Source organism: Rhodococcus sp. ACPA1, from assembly GCF_002300195.1.
Taxonomy (GTDB): domain Bacteria; phylum Actinomycetota; class Actinomycetes; order Mycobacteriales; family Mycobacteriaceae; genus Rhodococcus_F; species Rhodococcus_F opacus.
Genome location: NZ_NSDX01000004.1, coordinates 60,242 through 77,464, shown reverse-complemented (window position 1 = coordinate 77,464; position 17,223 = coordinate 60,242). Strand labels below are relative to the sequence as shown.

The following is a 17,223-nucleotide window of genomic DNA, read 5'->3' as shown; positions in this document are numbered from 1 at the left end:
CTGGAGGTAGAAACGCGTGGCTCTCGTCGTCCAGAAGTACGGCGGATCCTCGGTGGCAACCGCCGAGAGAATCCGACGAGTGGCTGAACGGATCGTCGAGACCAAGAAGGCCGGCAACGATGTCGTCGTCGTGGTTTCAGCGATGGGGGACACCACTGATGAGCTGCTCGATCTGGCTCAGCAGGTGTGCCCAGCCCCACCCGCCCGCGAAATGGACATGCTGCTGACCTCGGGTGAGCGCATTTCCAATTCTCTCGTCGCAATGGCAATCCATTCGCTCGGTGCGGAGGCCCGTTCGTTCACGGGCTCGCAGGCTGGCGTCATCACTACCGGTGCTCACGGCAACGCCAAGATCATCGACGTCACACCGGGCCGCGTCCGGGATGCGCTCGACGAGGGCTCGATCGTCCTCGTCGCCGGATTCCAGGGCGTCAGCCAGGACAGCAAGGACGTGACGACCCTCGGGCGCGGCGGTTCGGACACCACCGCGGTGGCCCTCGCAGCGGCCCTCGAGGCCGACGTCTGCGAGATCTACACCGACGTCGACGGCATCTTCACCGCCGACCCGCGCATCGTTCCCGACGCGCAGCGTCTCGAGACGGTGTCGTTCGAGGAGATGCTCGAGCTCGCGGCGTGCGGCGCGAAGGTGCTCATGCTCCGCTGCGTCGAGTACGCCCGCCGATACAACGTGCCTGTGCACGTCCGTTCGTCATACACGACCAAGCCGGGCACCATCGTGTCCGGATCGATGGAGGACATCCCCGTGGAAGAGGCAATCATCACCGGAGTCGCGCACGATCGCGGCGAGTCCAAGATCACCGTCGTCGGCCTGCCCGACACCCCGGGTTACGCCGCGCAGGTCTTCCGCGCGGTGGCCGAGGCGGAGATCAACATCGACATGGTGTTGCAGAACATCTCGAAGGTCGAAACCGGCAAGACCGACATCACGTTCACGCTGCCCACCGCCGACGGCCCGCGCGCCGTCGAGAAGCTGACCAAGCTGCAGGGCGAGATCGGCTTCACTCAGGTGCTGTTCGACGACCACATCGGCAAGGTGTCGCTGGTCGGCGCCGGCATGAAGAGCCACCCCGGCGTCACCGCGACGTTCTGTGAGGCTCTCGCGAAGGCCGGTGTCAACATCGACCTCATCTCCACGTCCGAGATCCGCATCTCGGTGCTCGTCAAGGACGTGGAGCTGGACAAGGCCGTGAAGGCTATCCACGATGCATTCGAGCTCGGCGGCGACGAAGAAGCCGTCGTGCACGCAGGAACGGGACGGTAGATCATGACCACCATCGCTGTCGTCGGTGCGACCGGGCAGGTCGGCATCGTCATGCGCACCCTCCTCGAGGAACGGAACTTCCCCGCGGACAAGGTGCGGTTCTTCGCCTCCGCGCGGTCGGCGGGCAAGAAGCTGCCGTTCCGCGGCGAGGAGATCGTCGTCGAGGACGCGTCCGCGACGTCCGACGAGGACCTGAAGGGCATCGACATCGCCCTGTTCTCGGCGGGTGCGACGCTCTCTCGTGAGCAGGCCCCGCGGTTCGCCGCGGCCGGCGCCACGGTCGTCGACAACTCGTCGGCGTTCCGCAAGGACCCCGACGTCCCGCTGGTCGTCAGCGAGGTCAACCCGGAGCAGGCGAAGAACCCGCCGAAGGGCATCATCGCCAATCCCAACTGCACCACGATGGCCGCGATGCCGGTGCTGAAGATTCTGCACGACGAGGCCGGTCTGCAGCGCCTCATCGTGTCGAGCTACCAGGCCGTGTCGGGCAGTGGCATCGCCGGTGTCGAGGAGCTCGTGGGCCAGGCCCGCGCCGTCATCGACGATGCGGAGAAGCTGGTGCACGACGGCAGCGCCGTCGACTTCCCGGCCCCGAACAAGTACGTCGCACCCATCGCGTTCAACGTCCTGCCGCTGGCCGGTTCGATCGTCGACGACGGCAGCGGTGAGACGGACGAGGACCAGAAGCTCCGCAACGAGAGCCGCAAGATCCTCGGCCTGCCCGACCTGCTGGTGTCGGGCACGTGTGTCCGCGTCCCCGTGATCACGGGTCACTCGCTGTCGATCAACGCCGAATTCGAGCGTCCGCTGTCGGTGGAGCGTGCACAGGAGCTCCTGTCGAAGGCTCCCGGTGTGCAGCTCGTGGACGTCCCCACCCCGCTCCAGGCCGCTGGCAGCGACCCGTCGCTGGTCGGGCGTATCCGTCAGGATCCGGGTGTCCCCGAGGGTCGCGGTCTGGCACTGTTCGTGTCCGGCGACAACCTGCGTAAGGGTGCCGCCCTCAACACCATTCAGATCGCCGAACTGCTGGTCTGATCTCCCCCCCACGTGAGTGGCAAAGTGTGCTCCCGCACGCTTTGCCACTCACGTGTCGGTTGCGGGTGGATACTGGGCCGATGAGAGTCGTCGGTGCTGCAGTGACGGCGGTTCTGTTGCTGCTCACCGGCGCCAACGAGGCCTCCGCGCAGCCGAGAATCCTGCTGTCGCAGGAAGAACTTCCCCCCGCCGCAGTCCCCACCCAGGCAGGCGACAGCGTCCGGGTCCGCTACTCGACGCTGCGCACCGCGACCGCGACCGGTGAGTCGACCGGATCGGTCTTCCTTCCCCGTGGTGATCCACCGGACGGCGGCTGGCCGGTGGTCTCCTACGCACACGGCACGGTCGGGATCGCCGACCAGTGCGCACCGTCGGTCGCCGGGCTCAACTACGTCGAACTGCCCGCGGTCGAACAGTGGCTCGCCGCCGGATACGCCGTCGCGGCAACGGATTACGCGGGAATCGGCACGCCGGGTGTCAATGCCTACCTCGACGGCCCTGCGGCCGCCGCGAACGCGGTCGACATCGTCCTGGCCGCACACGACATCTACGGCGACGTGCTCAGCGACCGGTGGATCGTCACAGGGCTGTCGCAGGGCGGGCACGCGACCTACTTCGCCGCCCGCGACGCCGCCGCCCGGGCACCCGCACTCGACTACCGGGGTGCCGTTTCCGTGGCGGCGCCGACGCACCTCGAACAGCTCTTCCCGGCCGCGGGTCCCGCGATTCCGGCACTGCCGACAACCGGAATCGTGAACTACGCGTTGCTGACCCTCGCCGGCATCGACGACCAGCGGCCCGAGGTCGACATCCGGCGTTACCTGTCGCCGAAGGGAATCGAACTGATGGAGCTGGCGAAGGTGACGTGCAGCCGGGAACTCGGCCGGTACCTGCTCGCCCATCCCACTTCGGTCGGCGACCTGTTCGCGGCGCCGCTGTGGAACGAGCAGTTCCGGGAGCTGTTCCGGGAGATGCAGCAGGTGCCCGTCGACGGCTTCGACCGCCCTCTGCGGGTGGTGCACAGTCTGTCCGACACGTCGGTGCCGATTCCGTTGACGTGGGCGCAGCTCGCCGAGATGCAGCAGCACGGCGCGAACGTCGAATACCAGCAACTCGTCGCCGAGAACCACCGCGAATCACTGATGGCCTCCATGCCGGACTCCCTCGCCTTCGCGGACCGCGTCCTGTCCGCCGGGTGACGCTCACGCAGGGACGACTGGGTTCCACCTCCGAGGTGTGACGACAATCGGCTTCGCGGGACCGACACTCGACGAATGAAACCCGTCGGGGCCGCGGTGCGTGGGTGGGTCGGCGCGCGTCTGCCCGAGAAGCGTCACCTGAAAGCCGACCTCGTCGCCGGACTGCCGGGCGCCATCGCCAGCGTGCCCGACGGCATGGCGTCGGGCGTGCTCGCCGGAGTCAGCCCGATCCACGGCCTGTACGCCAGCCTCGTCGGTCCCGTGTTCGGTGGGATGCAGACCAGCACCAAGCTCATGGTGATCACCACGACCAGTGCATCCGCGCTGGCCGCCGGCTCGGCGCTGGCGGAGGTGCCGGACGCCGACAAGTCCTCGGCGCAGATCCTGCTCACACTGCTGGCCGGGGCCATCATGATCGTCGCCGCGCTCCTGCGGCTCGGCCGATACACCCGATTCGTGTCGCATTCGGTGATGACCGGATTCCTCACCGGCATCGCCGTCAACATCGTGTTCGGACAGTTCCCGGACCTCGCCGGCGCCGACGCCGAGGGGTCGTTCTCCGCCGAGAAGGCATTCGGCGTCCTCCTCCACCCGGCTCGGATCGACCTGCCGTCGCTGGCGATCGGCGTCACCGCGCTGCTCCTGCTGATCGTCCTCGCACGCACACGGCTGGCACTGTTCGGTTCCCTGATCGCCTTGCTCGTCCCGACCGTCGCCGTCGTGGCGTTCGGCCTCGACAGCGTGGCGTCCGTCGCCGACGTCGGAACCATCCCGACCGGACTTCCGCTGCCGCAGATCCCGGACCTCGGTCTGCTCTCGCCCAGCCTGATCGGCGGCGCGGCGGCGGTCGCGGCGATCGTGCTCGTGCAGGGTGCGGGCGTCGCCGAGGCGGCACCCAACCTCGACGGCACGAGGTCCAGACCCAACGAGGACTTCACCGCGCAGGGTGTCGGCAATGTCGCGTCGGGACTGTTCGGTGGGATGCCGGTCGGCGGTTCGGTTGGGCAGACCGCGATCAACACGTCGGCGGGTGGCAAGACGCGCTGGGCCGCAATTTTTTCCGGGCTGTGGATGGCGGTGATCCTCGCGGCGTTCTCGTCGCTGGTGGGGAAGGTGCCGATGCCGACCCTCGCTGCGGTGCTGATCTTTGCCGCGGTCGGGTCGATCCGCCCGTCCCGGATCGCGGCAATCCTCCGCAGCGGTCCCAGCTCGAAGATCGCACTGATCACGACGTTCGTTGCGACGCTGCTGCTCCCGGTCACCGCCGCGGTGGGGATCGGGGTGGCGTTGTCGCTGCTGCTGCAACTCAATCAGGAAGCGGTGGATCTCAAGGTGGTGCGCCTCGTTCCGGGTCCGCGCGGAACGTTCCTCGAGACGTCCGCGCCGAAGGTGCTCGCCAGCCGCGAGATCGTCGTCCTCGACGTGTACGGAAGCCTGTTCTACGCCGGTGCCCGCACGCTGCAGGTGCTTCTCCCGGATCCGGGCGAGGCGGAGGGCGCCGAGGTCATTCTCCGGTTGCGCGGCCGGACGACGCTGGGCGCCACGTTCTTCTCCGTGATCGGGAACTACGCCGACCGGTTGTCCGCTGTCGGCGGACGCCTATATCTCAGCGGTCTGAGCAGTGAGGTGTCCGAGTACTGGGACGACGACCGGCTCGCGAGTCAGGGAATCGCGCTGGACATGTTCCCGGCCACCGACACTATCGGCGAATCGACCCGGCGCGCGTTCGTCGACGCGCAGAAACGGCTGGTCCGCACCCTCCCCACGTGAGTGCCACTGCGTCCCCCGGCACACTTTGCCACTCACGTGCGGTTCACCCGACACGTGCGAGGCGGAGACGACGCCCCGACCCTAGGGTTCGGACATGGGCTCAGTCATCGGAGAACTGTTACCGCTCGCGGTAGGTGTGGCGATCTCGCCGATACCGATCATCGCCGTCATCCTGATGCTGCTGTCGAAGCGTGCGGGCGGTGCCAGCGCGGGCTTCGGTGTCGGCTGGATCCTGGGGATCCTCGTCGCGACGGGCATCTTCATGCTCCTCGCCGGCAGCATCGACACGTCCGACTCCGACGGTCCCTCCGCGACGGCGTCCTGGGTGAAGGTGGTTCTCGGTGTGCTGCTGCTCCTGCTCGCGGGACGGCAGTGGAGAAGCCGCAACGCCCACGCGGAGCCACCGAAGTGGATGCAGGCCGTCGACGACCTGAACTTCGTGAAATCCACCGGTCTCGGATTTGCGCTGGCGGCAATCAATCCCAAGAACCTGCTGCTCTGCGTGTCCGCGGGCGTCGGGATCGGCACGGCCGGGGTGAACGGCGGCGAGCAGGTGGTAGCCCTGATCGTGTACACCGTGCTGGCCGGATCGACCGTCCTCGTCCCGGTGATCGCCTACGCCGTCGCCGCCGACAAGCTGCGCGGGACCCTCGACAACCTCAAGGTCTGGCTCCAGGCCAACAACGCCGCGGTGATGAGCGTGCTGCTACTCGTGATGGGCGCCGTCGTCCTGGGCAAGGGGTTCGGCGGCTTGTTCTGACGCGACGGCATCCGGTCCGCGCAGGTAATGCCCGACGTAACCCTCGTCGAGCGCGATGGCCTTGACGATCACCGCGGAACCCACGATGACGACGGAGAGGACGAACAGCCAGCTGATCGCGGTGAACACCAGGCCGAGCGGCCCGAATTGGTGTTGCGCGGCGGCGGTGATCCGGGGCAGGACGAGACGTCCGCCGACGTGGAGAGCGGTGAGCGCGGCGGCGGTCAGCGCGCCCGTCGCCCAGAGCACGCGACCCTTGAGGGTGCCTATCGTCAACAGGTACGGACTGAGGGTCCATACGGCCATCCACACCGCGAACTCCCCGGCGACTGCGAGAGGTGGCCCGATGAATCGGATGCTCGTAAGCTCGCTGGCCACGCCGATCGCCGTCCCCGACATTGCGACCGCGAACAGGACGACGAGCCACCGCCAGGCGTCTCGAAGATTGATCGACGGGACGTTCCAGATCTTTCCGTAGATCCGGGCGAGTGCCCTCGCGAAGGACGTACCGCTGATTGCGACCATCAGCAGGCCCACCACGCCGAACGCGGCGAAGGAGGCGTCGGTGGTGTCGACGGTGCCGGACGTGGACGACAACTCCGTGGGGTCGAAGCCGAACTGGGTCTTGATGGTGCGTGCGGTCACGTTCCAACCGCTCAGCGTCGACGCCGCAATCATCACGGGCAGCACCGACGTGAAGATCCTCGCGGCGAGCGTCATCGACCGGTCGACGAGCTCGATCTCGATCAGCCCGTCGATGACGCGCCGAACGGTACGGCCGGGAGGTGTGCCCTGCAACCAGCCGTTGGCCGTTTCGGTGCGCGCGGCCAGAGCTTCCCTGGCCAGCGCCACAGACAGTTTCGTCGACCGCACATCTCGAGCGAACACCTTTCGGACCCGCTTGTCATCATCCGCGTCAGGTGAGAACGCCCGTCACGGGCGGATGATGCACCGGAACCCGATGTGGCACGTCGACGTCTCCTCGGTGTCACCCTGCCGGGCGGAGGGTCGGTAGCGCAGACAGTAGTTGGGCGCGCACAGATGCGAGCCGCCCTTGATCACGCGGCGCGCGTAGGGCTCGTCCGGGTTCTCGGCGCGTGCCGTGTCGACTCTCGGGTTGGTCGGAATGCAGCAGGAACTGGTGGGTGCGACGTTCTTCCCGCTCTCGGAGTGATCCACCGTGAAGTAGTCGGTGGTCCACTCCCACACGTTGCCGGCCATGTCGCTGAGTTCGTAACCGTTGGGCCGGAAATGGCCGACCGGCGACGTCCCGGCGAAGCCGTCCTCGAGGAGGTTCTCCCAGGGGAACCGTCCCTGCCAGACGTTTCCGCCGGGCCTGCCGCCCGGTTCGTGCTCCTCGCCCCACACGAACGGCTTCCGGTCCAGGCCGCCGCGGGCAGCGAACTCCCATTCGGCCTCGGTCGGCAGGTCCTTGCCCGCCCACTCCGCGTAGGCGCGGGCGTCGAACCACGACACGTGCGTGACGGGATGGCGTTCGCGTCCGCCGACGTTACTGCCAGGACCCTCCGGGTGCCGCCAGTCCGCGCCCGGGGTGAACGACCACCAGCGGGTGAAGTCGTCGAGCGGGACGGGTCCCGCCGTGGGGGTGAACACGAGCGAACCGGGCACGAGCAGAGCCGGATCCGCGCCCGGGTACTGCGCGGGGTCGGGGGCGATCTCGGCGGTCGTGACGTGACCGGTGGCCTTCACGAATCGCCGGAACTCGGCGACGGTGACCTGGTGCGTGTCCATCCAGAACCCGTCGACGGTCACCTGGTGGACGGGCCGTTCCTCGGGGTAGAAGTCCTCCGAACCCATCCAGAAGGTGCTCCCGGGGATCCACGCCATGTTCTTCGGAGCTGCACCAGTCATGGGGTCAGACTGGCACGACGACGGCCGCCGTGCGAAGGGACGCCCCGTAAACCCGGTGAGAGGGGCAGGGGTTGCGGTACCGTCGGCTACTCGATTCGCAATGCTGTTCTCACCGTGCAGGGGGCTCCTCCGAATGGATGGACGGATTCCGCGTAGGTCGTTCGTTCGTGGACTGGCGCTGACGGCCGGGCTCGGTGCGGTCGGGGTGGGATCGGCGAGCGCCTACCCGTTCGGGATCGATCCGCTGCGGCCGTTCGTCTTCTCCTCGCCGCCGCTCCAGCCGTTCCGGGAACAGTTGCCGCCGTTGCCGATGGTGGGTGGGAGCTCCGTCGAGGTGCACGCGAGCAGCACGACGCACGTGTTCCATCCCGACCTGCCGGCGTCCCCGGCCCTCGGCTACGGCGGAATGGACTACCTCGGCCCGACGATCGAAGCTCACGTCGGCGAACGGACCTCGCTGACCTATCGCAACGACATCGCGAGCAACCCCCTCGCCGCCGACGTCGACACTCGGATCCACGGCGTGAGCGAGCAGGACCGCACCCAGGTGCCGACGTCGCTGCACCTGCACGGCGGCCGGACGCCCCCCGAGTTCGACGGACACCCCGAGGACACGATGCGGCCCGGGGAGGGAATGGTGCACGAGTTCCCGAATCAGCAGGACGCGTGCGCGCTCTGGTATCACGACCACGCGATGGGCGTCACCCGGCTCAACATCTACGCCGGGCTGGCGGGCATGTACCTCCTGCGGGACGAGTACGACACCGGTCGGAGCGGTAACCCGCTGGGTTTGCCGTCGGGCGAATTCGAACTTCCGCTGGTGTTGCAGGACAAGAACTTCACCGACGACGGACGGCAGAGTGTCCGATCCAACCCGCTGAATCCGCAGGGCAGCTGGGAGGCAGCCACACCTGGTGACGTGGGGGTGGTGAACGGCAAGGTGTGGCCGGAAATGTCGGTGGCGCGGGGCCTGTACCGCCTGCGGATGGTGAACGCCGCATCGTTCAGCGTGTGGAATCTGTTCTTCGAGAACCGGATGAGGTTCTGGGTGATCGGCGCGGAGGGCGGGCTGCTCGACGCGCCGGTCGCCACCGACCACGTCCGGCTCGGACCCGGCGAGCGGGTGGACCTCCTCGTCGACTTCGGGACCCTCGCACCCGGAACGACGGTGGAACTCCGCAACGACGAGCCGATACCGGCGCAGGTCGCGCAGCGCGGGGTGCAGATCATGCCGCGGTTCTGCCGGTTCCGGGTGGGGACCGCCGCCGGGTTCACCGGTGGCGTGCCGGAGACTTTGCGGGGCGCAAGCCGTGGTCTCGCCGTCCTCCCGCCCGTCGCGCGGCCGTCGGTGGTGCGCAACGTGTCGGTGATGCAGCTCGCGCAGGGTCTCGGTCAGCCGTCGCCGCTGATGTCGCTGAACAACCTGCGCTACACGACCGACGACATCGAGATGCCGCGGCAGGGAACCGTCGAGCAGTGGAACATCGTCAACGTCACGCCCGAACCGCATCCGATCCACCTCCATCTGGTGACGTTCCGGGTGATCGGACGGCAGGCGATCGACACGAACGCCCTGATGCAGGCGGTCCCGGTGCCTGCGGTCGGGATGCGGTGGACGCCGTCGGCGGATCCGTTCGTGCTCGGGCCGAACCTTTCGCCCCAGGTGTGGGAGTCGGGTTTCAAGGACACGGTGATCGCGGACGCGAACTCGATCACCCGGATCATCGTCCGGTTCCCGACCGCCGACGAACTCGGCTTCGACCCGGACGCCACGTTCGGGATGTCGGCGCACACGATGGATCACTCCGAAGGCGGCCACGGCCACATGGAGCAGTCGTCGCATCCCCTGCAGGGCTACGTGTGGCACTGCCACATGCTCGATCACGAGGACCACGACATGATGCTGCGGTACCGCCTGGTGCCCTAGGCCCGTGAGTACTTATTAACGTCCGGCGGTTGATAAGTACTCACAGGCGCGTAGCGCAAACTTAAAAGCAGTCTGGACTGTTTTCTTTTTTCGGCCTACAGTGCTGGGTGTGACACCTGACACAGAAGTAGCCAAGCCGACCCGCACGCAGGCCGAGCGGACCGCGGCGATGCGCACGAAGCTGCTCGACGCGGCCGTCGACTCCCTGGTCGAGCTCGGGTACGCCCGCACCACCACGCAGGGAATCGCGCGGCGGGCGGGGGTGTCGCGCGGCGCGCAGCTACACCATTTCCCGACCAAGGAGTCGCTGGTGGTGGCTGCCGTGGAACATCTCGTGGACAAGCGGCTGGAGGAGATCCTCGCGGCCGAAGTGGATGCTGGTCGGGGCGTCGAAGTGCTCGCCGACGCCTTCTCCGGCCCGCTGTTCTATGCGGCCCTCGAGCTGTGGGTGGCCGCCCGCACCGACCCGGCGCTGTACGAGGCGACGGTTCCGCTCGAGCGGAAGGTCAACGACGCTCTGCGCCGCGGGTCGGCGGCGGTGTTCGGCGATCGGTTCGACGCCGACGCCATCGAGCTCACTATCGAATTGGTTCGCGGTCTGGCGGTGTCGGCACTGTTCCGCACCCCCGAGGCCGAACAGTCACTACGCGCGCGGCTGTTGCCCGTGTGGGAATCGAAGGTGGAGAAGTCGTGAATCTTCCGCAGCACGTACACACCCTCATCGTGGGGGCGGGTTTCGCCGGTATGGGACTGGCGGCGCGCATCCTGCAGACGCAACCGCAGGCCGACGTCCTGATCATCGAGCGCGGCGACGACGTCGGCGGCACGTGGCGAGACAACACCTACCCGGGGTGTGCGTGCGACGTTCCGACGTCGCTGTACTCGTACTCGTTCGCGCCGAGCGCCGACTGGAGTCACACGTTCGCCCGCCAACCCGAGATTCACCGTTACCTGAAGAAGGTCGCGGCCGACACCGGTGTCCGGTCCCGGGTGCTGACCGATTGTGAACTGCAGGAAGCGCACTGGGACGATGGCGAGGCCATCTGGACCGTCCGGACGAGCCGCGGAACGCTGACGGCCGACGTCGTGGTGGCCGCGACGGGTGCGCTGTCGACGCCCAGCGTCCCGGACATGCCGGGGCTGGAGACGTTCGGCGGCACCACGTTCCATTCGGCGACGTGGAACCACGACCACGACCTCGCCGGTGAGCGCGTGGCCGTCATCGGCACCGGTGCGTCTGCGGTGCAGTTCGTACCGGAGATCGCGCCCGCGGCCGAGCATCTCACCGTGTTCCAGCGCACGCCCGCCTGGGTGATCCCGCGCCTCGACCGCGAACTGTCCGGCTCCGAGAAGGGCCTCTACCGGCGACTGCCGTTGGTGCAGAAGGCTGTCCGTGGGTCCGTGTACAGCTTCCGCGAGGCCCTGGGTGGTGTGCTTGCACACGCGACCGGGCTGCTGCCGGTGTTCGAAATGGTAGCCAAGGTGCACCTGCGCAGGCAGGTGCGCGATCCCGAACTGCGCCGGAAGCTCACGCCGAATTTCACGATCGGCTGCAAGCGGATGCTGCTGTCGAACGACTGGCTCCGGACCCTCGACCGTCCCGACGTCACGCTCGTCGACGCGGGACTCGCCGGGGTCACGCCGGACGGCGTGGTCGACGCGGTGGGGGGCGTGCACAAGGTCGACACCATCATCTTCGCGACCGGCTTCACGCCGACGGAACCTCCTGTGGCGCACGCGTTGCGCGGTGCGAACGGCCGCACGCTCGCCGAGCACTGGGACGGGAGCCCGAGCGCGTACAAGGGGACCACCGTCGCCGGGTTCCCCAACCTGTTCCTGATGTACGGTCCCAACACCAACCTCGGGCACAGCTCCATCGTCTACATGCTCGAATCGCAGTCCGCGTACATCGCCGACGCATTGAACACGATGCACCACAGCGGCATCACCGCCTTCGAGGTCACCGAGGAGGCGCAGCGCCGGTACAACACCCGCATCCAGTCCGACCTGCAGTCCACCGTCTGGAACAAGGGCGGCTGCTCGAGCTGGTACTACGACTCCGAGGGACGGAACTCCGTCCAGTGGCCGACCTTCACCTGGAAGTTCCGCTCCCAGCTGCAGCGCTTCGACCAGGAGAACTACGTCTCACGACGCAGGGCCGCGAAGGAGACCGTCGCGTGACGCACTACGACGTGATCGTGGTCGGCTCCGGTTTCGGCGGCAGCGTCGCGGCGCTCAGGCTCACGGAGAAGGGCTACCGGGTCGGTGTTCTCGAAGCGGGCAGGCGTTTCGCCGACGACGAGCTGCCCGAGACGAGCTGGCGGCTGCGGCGCTACCTGTGGGCGCCGTGGCTGGGCTGCTACGGCGTGCAACGGATCCACCTCCTCCCCGACGTCCTGGTCATGGCCGGGGCGGGCGTCGGGGGTGGGTCGCTGAACTACGCGAACACCCTTTACCAGCCGCCGCGCCGCTTCTTCGAGGACAAGCAGTGGGCGTACATCACCGACTGGCAGGCGGAGCTGGCCCCGTACTACGAGCAGGCGAAACGGATGCTGGGCGTGACGACCAATCCGTCGTTCACCCCCGCCGACGCCGTCATGCGCGAGGTGGCCGAGGAGATGGGCGCCGGCGAGACGTTCACGTCCACACCGGTGGGCGTCTTCTTCGGCGAACCGGGATCGCGGGTGGCCGATCCGTTCTTCGGCGGAGTGGGACCCGAGCGCACGGGGTGCACGGAGTGCGGCAGTTGCATGACGGGTTGCCGGGTGGGCGCGAAGAACACGCTCGTGAAGAATTACCTCCACCTCGCCGAGAAGGCGGGCGCCGTGGTACATCCGCTGACGACGGTGAAGGAGCTGCGCCCCCGATCGGGTGGTGGCTACGAGCTGCGGACCCGCCGCACCGACGGAATCCGCAAGCGGGAGCACACGTTCACCGCCGACCAGGTGGTGGTCGCCGCGGGCACGTACGGCACCGCCCGGCTGCTGCTGGCGATGAAGGAATCCGGTGCGCTGCCGCGGTTGTCGCCGCGGCTGGGATCGGTGGTGCGCACCAACTCCGAGGCGGTCCTCGCGGCCACGGCGAGGAACCGCGCCACCGACTTCACGAAGGGCGTGGCCATCACGTCCTCGTTCCACCCGGACGATCACACCCACATCGAGCCCGTCCGGTACGGCAAGGGCAGCAACGCGATCGGACTGTTGCAGACGGTCCTCAGCGACGGCGGCGGCAGGACCCCGCGGCTGCTGAAAACAGTGGGTGTGGCGTTGCGTCGCCCCGGGGCGTTCGTGCGCAGCCTGTCGGTACGGCACTGGTCGGAGCGCACCGTGATCGCGCTCGTGATGCAGACCGACGACAATTCGCTCGAGCTGGCCAAGGGGAAGGGCCGCCTCGGCCGCGCGGTGACCAGCCGGCCCGGACCCGGAGATCCACCGCCCGAATGGATCCCGCAGGGTCACACGGCCATCCGCAGGGTGGCCGAGCGGATCGGGGGAGACCCGGGCGGTTCGTTCGCCGACGTCGTGAACATTCCGATGACCGCGCATTTCCTCGGGGGTTGCACTATCGGGGACTCGCCGGACACCGGTGTCGTCGACCCCTACCTGCGGGCGTACGGACACGACGGCCTGCACGTGGCGGACGGTTCCGTGGTGAGCGCGAATCTCGGGGTCAACCCGTCGCTGACCATCACCGCCCAGGCCGAGCGTGCATTCGCGTTGTGGCCCAACAAGGGTGAGGTCGATGCCCGGCCCGAACCGGGCAAGCCATACGTACGTATCGAACCGTCGCCGCCCCGGAGTCCGGTGGTGCCCGCCGACGCGCCGGGTGCGCTGCGGCTCCCGCTGACGGTCGCAACCCGAAAGGAGACAGTCGATGTGGAGCGTGCCTGAATCGACCACCCAGCGCACCGACTGGCCCGAGAGTTCGCCGCCCCCGTGGCCGGCGGGAGTCCGCGCGACGCTGTGGTGGCATCGCAGCACTGCGGCCGCCCGCGCGCTCGGACCCGACGGCGCCACCGTGCCGTTGACCCTGGCGATGATGGTCGACTACCTGGACTCGCCGGTCGGCCCGTACCGGGAGATCCTCGCGAGTCCGGTGCTCTGCGCGCCCGGTCGTCGCATCGGCGTCCTACCCCGCATGGCGGTCCCGTTCATCGCCGTGGATTCGGAACCCTCCGTTCACGGCGGACGGGTGCACTGGAGCCTGCCGAAGGTGCCGGCCGAGTTCGGCGGCGACGTGCACGGCGACTTCGAGGCGTCGTCCGAAGTATGGCGTGTCACCACGAGCACTCGGCCACGCGGCCCGCGACTGCCGATCGCCGGAGCGCTGGGGTTCGCGCAGCCCGGCGACCGCGGCCTCGTGACGGCATCCGCACGACTGCGGGGCCACTTCCGATATGCCCGCGTGGACGTGGCGGCCGAAGGTCCCACCCTCGGTGCCTGGCTGACGCCCGGCACGCACCACGGCATCGTGATCACGGACGGCCGGATGACCACGGGACCCGCGCAGCTCCGCTGACCCGATGATCAGGCAGGTCGTGGTCCGATGTCCGCGACCACGTCGGCGAGACGGGGCAGCACGGTGTCGCGCCAGCCCGGACCCATCCGCTCGAACGCGTCGCGGCTGCGCTTGTCGTCGAGATCGAAGCCGGAATGATCGAGGAACAGGCGGGTGCCTGCACCCTCGGGAACGAGGCGCCAGACCAGCGTCCAGTTCTCGGTGAACGTGTAGACGAAGCGCCGCTCGGGTTCGACCTCGACCACCTCGCAGGGAACGGCGCCCCAGCCGGGCATCTCGAGGTGGAACCGATGCCCGACCGTGGCGGCGATGTCGCCCGCGGCCCACCAGCGGGCGAGCAGGTCCGGCTCGGTGAGGGCGCGCCACACCTTGGCGGGCGGCGCGGCGATGAACTGGTCGACGGAAATCATGGTGGTGGTGGTGCGGTCGGTCACGAGTCCTCCTCGAGGAAGTCGGCGAGTGTGCGCAAGCGGCCACGCCAGAACCGCTCGAACGGGTGCAGCCAGTCGCCGACGTCGGCGAGCGGCTCGGCCGTCAGGTGGTAGTGCCGTTGCCGTCCGGACGGTTCGTCGCGGACGAGTCCGGCCCGGCGCAGCACCTGTAGGTGCTCTGCTACCGCGGGGCGGCTGAGGTCGAACCGGCCGGCGAGGTCTCCGGCGGTGAGTGGTCCGTCCACCAGGATTTCCAGCAGGCGCCGTCGCACGGGGTTCGAGAGGGCGATGAAGACGTCGTCGTCGGGCACGCCGCGACTTTATGTCGGAGATTTCCGACATGTCAAGAATCTCCGACACATACTTTTCTTGACTAATTCCAAAAAGGCGCGATACTGGAACACATGCGACACGACACGGATCCCAAAGCGCAGCTGCGCGGGGTGGGCCTGCGTGTCACAGCACCACGCGTTGCAGTGTTGAATGCGGTTGCCGTACGGCCGCATTCCGACGTCGACGACATTGCGGCCGTAGTTCGTGAAGAGCTGGGATCGGTCTCCACCCAGGCGGTATACGACGTCCTCAAGGCGTGCACCGCGGCCGGCCTGCTCAGACGTATCGAGCCCGCGGGATCGCCCGCACGGTTCGAAACCCGTACCGGAGACAACCACCACCACCTCGTGTGCCGCAGCTGCGGGACCGTCGTGGACGTGGACTGCGCAGTCGGTGAGGCTCCGTGCCTCGACCCTTCGCAGGCCCACGGTTTCGAGATCGACGAGGCCGAGGTCGTCTTCTGGGGGCTCTGCTCGCAGTGCCAGACCGGCGCGCAGAGCGGGACCGGGTCGGCAGCAGCCCTGTCCTGAACCAGTCCTCCCCACCGCTACACCCTCACCCGATGCAACCTGGAGGCTTTGCCATGCCTGAAACACAGCGCGCCACCACCAACAACTTCGGAATTCCCGTCGCCAGCGACAACGAATCCCTCACCGCGGGCACACAGGGCCCCATCCTGCTGCACGACCACTACCTGATCGAGAAGCTCGCCCACTTCAACCGCGAGCGCGTCCCGGAGCGCGTCGTCCACGCCAAGGGCGGCGGTGCATTCGGCGAACTGGTCGTCACCCACGACGTGAGCCGCTACACGAAGGCCGCGCTGTTCCAGCCCGGCGCCGAGACCGAGTCGCTGGTGCGCTTCTCCACCGTCGCCGGCGAGCAGGGCAGCCCCGACACCTGGCGTGACCCGCGCGGATTCGCCGTGAAGTTCTACACCGAGGACGGCAACTACGACCTCGTCGGCAACAACACGCCCGTCTTCTTCATCAAGGACCCGATCAAGTTCCCCGACTTCATCCACTCGCAGAAGCGACTGCCGGGATCCGGTCTGCGCGACCACAATATGCAGTGGGACTTCTGGACGCTGCGGCCCGAGTCCGCGCACCAGGTGACCTGGCTGATGGGTGACCGCGGAATCCCGAAGACGTGGCGTCACATGGACGGTTTCGGCTCGCACACGTACCAGTGGGTCAACGCCGACGGCGAACGGTTCTGGGTCAAGTACCACTTCAAGACCGATCAGGGCATCGAGTTCCTCACGCAGGACGAGGCCGACACCCTCGCCGGCAACGACCCCGATCATCACCGCGCCGACCTGTACGACACGATCGCGCGCGGCGAGTTCCCCAGCTGGACGCTGAAGGTTCAGGTCATGCCCGTCGACGAGGCCGAGGACTACCGGTTCAACCCGTTCGACCTCACCAAGGTGTGGTCGCAGAAGGACTACCCGCTGATCGAGGTCGGCAAGTGGACCCTCAACCGGAACCCCGACAACTTCTTCGGGCAGATCGAGCAGGCGTCGTTCGAGCCGTCGAATGTCGTTCCGGGAATCGGCTTCTCGCCCGACAAGATGCTGCTGGGGCGGGTCTTCTCCTACGCGGACGCGCACCGGTACCGCATCGGCGCCAACTACGCGCAGCTGCCGGTCAACGCGCCGAAGAACCAGGTGAACTCGTACTCGCAGGACGGTGCGATGCGGTACGCCACCAATTCGCCCGAGACCCCGGTGTACGCGCCGAACTCCTACGGCGGCCCGCACGCCGACGCGTCGCTCGCGGGCGACGAGGGCCTGTGGGCGTTCGACGGCGAGTCGGTGCGAGCCGGCTACATCGAACACGCCGAAGACGGCGATTTCACGCAGGCGGGCACGCTCGTCCGCGAGGTCCTGAGCGACGACGAACGCGACCGCCTGGTGAACAACATCGTCGGCCACGCACTCGGCGGTGTCAGCGAACCGGTTCTGCTGCGGGTCTTCGACTACTGGAAGAGCGTCGACCCCGACCTGGGCAAGCGAGTGGAAATCGGTGTCCGGGAAGGGCAGAGCCAGAACTGAGGTCGTTGGTGGGGCAGGCTCAGAGCAGGCCCCACCAATAGAT

16 protein-coding genes are annotated in these 17,223 nt (G+C 67.8%); 12 read left to right on the top strand and 4 right to left on the bottom strand.

What is annotated here, in order from left to right:
- Positions 1-16: 16 nt before the first annotated feature.
- From CJ177_RS18240 to CJ177_RS18220, 5 genes are all read left to right on the top strand, one after another.
- Entirely contained in the window at positions 17-1,282 is a 1,266-nt protein-coding gene (locus CJ177_RS18240; RefSeq protein ID WP_005248517.1) for an aspartate kinase, read from the top strand.
- Positions 1,283-1,285: 3 nt separating this feature from the next.
- On the top strand, positions 1,286-2,317 hold the full coding sequence (locus tag CJ177_RS18235; protein WP_061044117.1) for an aspartate-semialdehyde dehydrogenase: 1,032 nt from the start codon (positions 1,286-1,288) through the stop codon (positions 2,315-2,317).
- Between the two features lie 80 nt (positions 2,318-2,397).
- A complete protein-coding gene (locus CJ177_RS18230; RefSeq protein WP_095868278.1) occupies positions 2,398-3,516 on the top strand; it encodes a lipase family protein in 1,119 nt (372 codons plus the stop codon).
- Between the two features lie 75 nt (positions 3,517-3,591).
- Positions 3,592-5,286 (top strand): SulP family inorganic anion transporter, encoded by a 1,695-nt coding sequence (locus CJ177_RS18225; RefSeq protein ID WP_257014583.1) that lies wholly within the window; start codon positions 3,592-3,594, stop codon positions 5,284-5,286.
- Between the two features lie 94 nt (positions 5,287-5,380).
- Entirely contained in the window at positions 5,381-6,046 is a 666-nt protein-coding gene (locus CJ177_RS18220; RefSeq protein ID WP_061044119.1) for a GAP family protein, read from the top strand.
- Here CJ177_RS18220 and CJ177_RS18215 read toward each other — a convergent pair.
- A complete protein-coding gene (locus CJ177_RS18215) occupies positions 5,993-6,919 on the bottom strand; it encodes a hypothetical protein (protein WP_025431721.1) in 927 nt (308 codons plus the stop codon). The two genes, CJ177_RS18220 and CJ177_RS18215, sit on opposite strands and share 54 nt — an antisense overlap.
- A 60-nt stretch (positions 6,920-6,979) precedes the next feature.
- Complete coding sequence (locus CJ177_RS18210; RefSeq protein ID WP_095868277.1) at positions 6,980-7,918, bottom strand: formylglycine-generating enzyme family protein; 939 nt, start codon at positions 7,916-7,918, stop codon at positions 6,980-6,982.
- Positions 7,919-8,018: 100 nt separating this feature from the next.
- Here CJ177_RS18210 and CJ177_RS18205 point away from each other — a divergent pair, with 100 nt between their 5' ends.
- The 5 genes from CJ177_RS18205 (at position 8,019) to CJ177_RS18185 (ending at position 14,363) form a co-directional block, all read left to right on the top strand.
- A complete protein-coding gene (locus CJ177_RS18205; protein ID WP_061701148.1) occupies positions 8,019-9,845 on the top strand; it encodes a multicopper oxidase family protein in 1,827 nt (608 codons plus the stop codon).
- 100 nt (positions 9,846-9,945) lie between these two features.
- The gene (locus CJ177_RS18200) at positions 9,946-10,539 is read left to right on the top strand and encodes a TetR/AcrR family transcriptional regulator (RefSeq protein ID WP_005248509.1); all 594 of its coding nucleotides are present in this window, start codon (positions 9,946-9,948) and stop codon (positions 10,537-10,539) included.
- Positions 10,536-12,026, top strand: a complete 1,491-nt coding sequence (locus tag CJ177_RS18195; RefSeq protein WP_095868276.1) for an NAD(P)/FAD-dependent oxidoreductase — start codon at positions 10,536-10,538, stop codon at positions 12,024-12,026. Before CJ177_RS18200 ends, CJ177_RS18195 begins: the two co-directional genes overlap by 4 nt.
- A complete protein-coding gene (locus CJ177_RS18190; RefSeq protein WP_095868275.1) occupies positions 12,023-13,735 on the top strand; it encodes an FAD-dependent oxidoreductase in 1,713 nt (570 codons plus the stop codon). Before CJ177_RS18195 ends, CJ177_RS18190 begins: the two co-directional genes overlap by 4 nt.
- Positions 13,719-14,363: a hypothetical protein gene (locus CJ177_RS18185; RefSeq protein WP_061701145.1), complete on the top strand. Its 645-nt coding sequence runs from the start codon at positions 13,719-13,721 to the stop codon at positions 14,361-14,363. The genes CJ177_RS18190 and CJ177_RS18185 overlap by 17 nt, the downstream gene beginning before the upstream one ends.
- An 8-nt stretch (positions 14,364-14,371) precedes the next feature.
- Here CJ177_RS18185 and CJ177_RS18180 read toward each other — a convergent pair whose 3' ends face one another.
- Complete coding sequence (locus CJ177_RS18180; protein WP_179443273.1) at positions 14,372-14,773, bottom strand: SRPBCC domain-containing protein; 402 nt, start codon at positions 14,771-14,773, stop codon at positions 14,372-14,374.
- Positions 14,774-14,793: 20 nt separating this feature from the next.
- Complete coding sequence (locus CJ177_RS18175; protein ID WP_005248504.1) at positions 14,794-15,105, bottom strand: helix-turn-helix transcriptional regulator; 312 nt, start codon at positions 15,103-15,105, stop codon at positions 14,794-14,796.
- A gap of 93 nt (positions 15,106-15,198) precedes the next feature.
- Here CJ177_RS18175 and CJ177_RS18170 point away from each other — a divergent pair, with 93 nt between their 5' ends.
- Positions 15,199-15,657 (top strand): Fur family transcriptional regulator, encoded by a 459-nt coding sequence (locus tag CJ177_RS18170; RefSeq protein WP_005248503.1) that lies wholly within the window; start codon positions 15,199-15,201, stop codon positions 15,655-15,657.
- A 53-nt stretch (positions 15,658-15,710) separates the two neighbouring features.
- Entirely contained in the window at positions 15,711-17,180 is a 1,470-nt protein-coding gene (locus tag CJ177_RS18165; protein WP_061701143.1) for a catalase, read from the top strand.
- Positions 17,181-17,223 lie beyond the last annotated feature (43 nt).

Excerpts from the sequence above, each read along its gene's own strand:
- CJ177_RS18210 (WP_095868277.1), bottom strand. The coding sequence starts at position 7,918 with ATGACTGGTGCAGCTCCGAAGAACATGGCGTGGATCCCCGGGAGCACC.
- CJ177_RS18185 (WP_061701145.1), top strand. The coding sequence starts at position 13,719 with ATGTGGAGCGTGCCTGAATCGACCACCCAGCGCACCGACTGGCCCGAG.
- CJ177_RS18170 (WP_005248503.1), top strand. The coding sequence starts at position 15,199 with ATGCGACACGACACGGATCCCAAAGCGCAGCTGCGCGGGGTGGGCCTG.
- CJ177_RS18180 (WP_179443273.1), bottom strand. The coding sequence starts at position 14,773 with ATGATTTCCGTCGACCAGTTCATCGCCGCGCCGCCCGCCAAGGTGTGG.
- CJ177_RS18205 (WP_061701148.1), top strand. The coding sequence starts at position 8,019 with ATGCTGTTCTCACCGTGCAGGGGGCTCCTCCGAATGGATGGACGGATT.
- CJ177_RS18220 (WP_061044119.1), top strand. The coding sequence starts at position 5,381 with ATGGGCTCAGTCATCGGAGAACTGTTACCGCTCGCGGTAGGTGTGGCG.
- CJ177_RS18230 (WP_095868278.1), top strand. The coding sequence starts at position 2,398 with ATGAGAGTCGTCGGTGCTGCAGTGACGGCGGTTCTGTTGCTGCTCACC.
- CJ177_RS18235 (WP_061044117.1), top strand. The coding sequence starts at position 1,286 with ATGACCACCATCGCTGTCGTCGGTGCGACCGGGCAGGTCGGCATCGTC.
- CJ177_RS18225 (WP_257014583.1), top strand. The coding sequence starts at position 3,592 with ATGAAACCCGTCGGGGCCGCGGTGCGTGGGTGGGTCGGCGCGCGTCTG.
- CJ177_RS18165 (WP_061701143.1), top strand. The coding sequence starts at position 15,711 with ATGCCTGAAACACAGCGCGCCACCACCAACAACTTCGGAATTCCCGTC.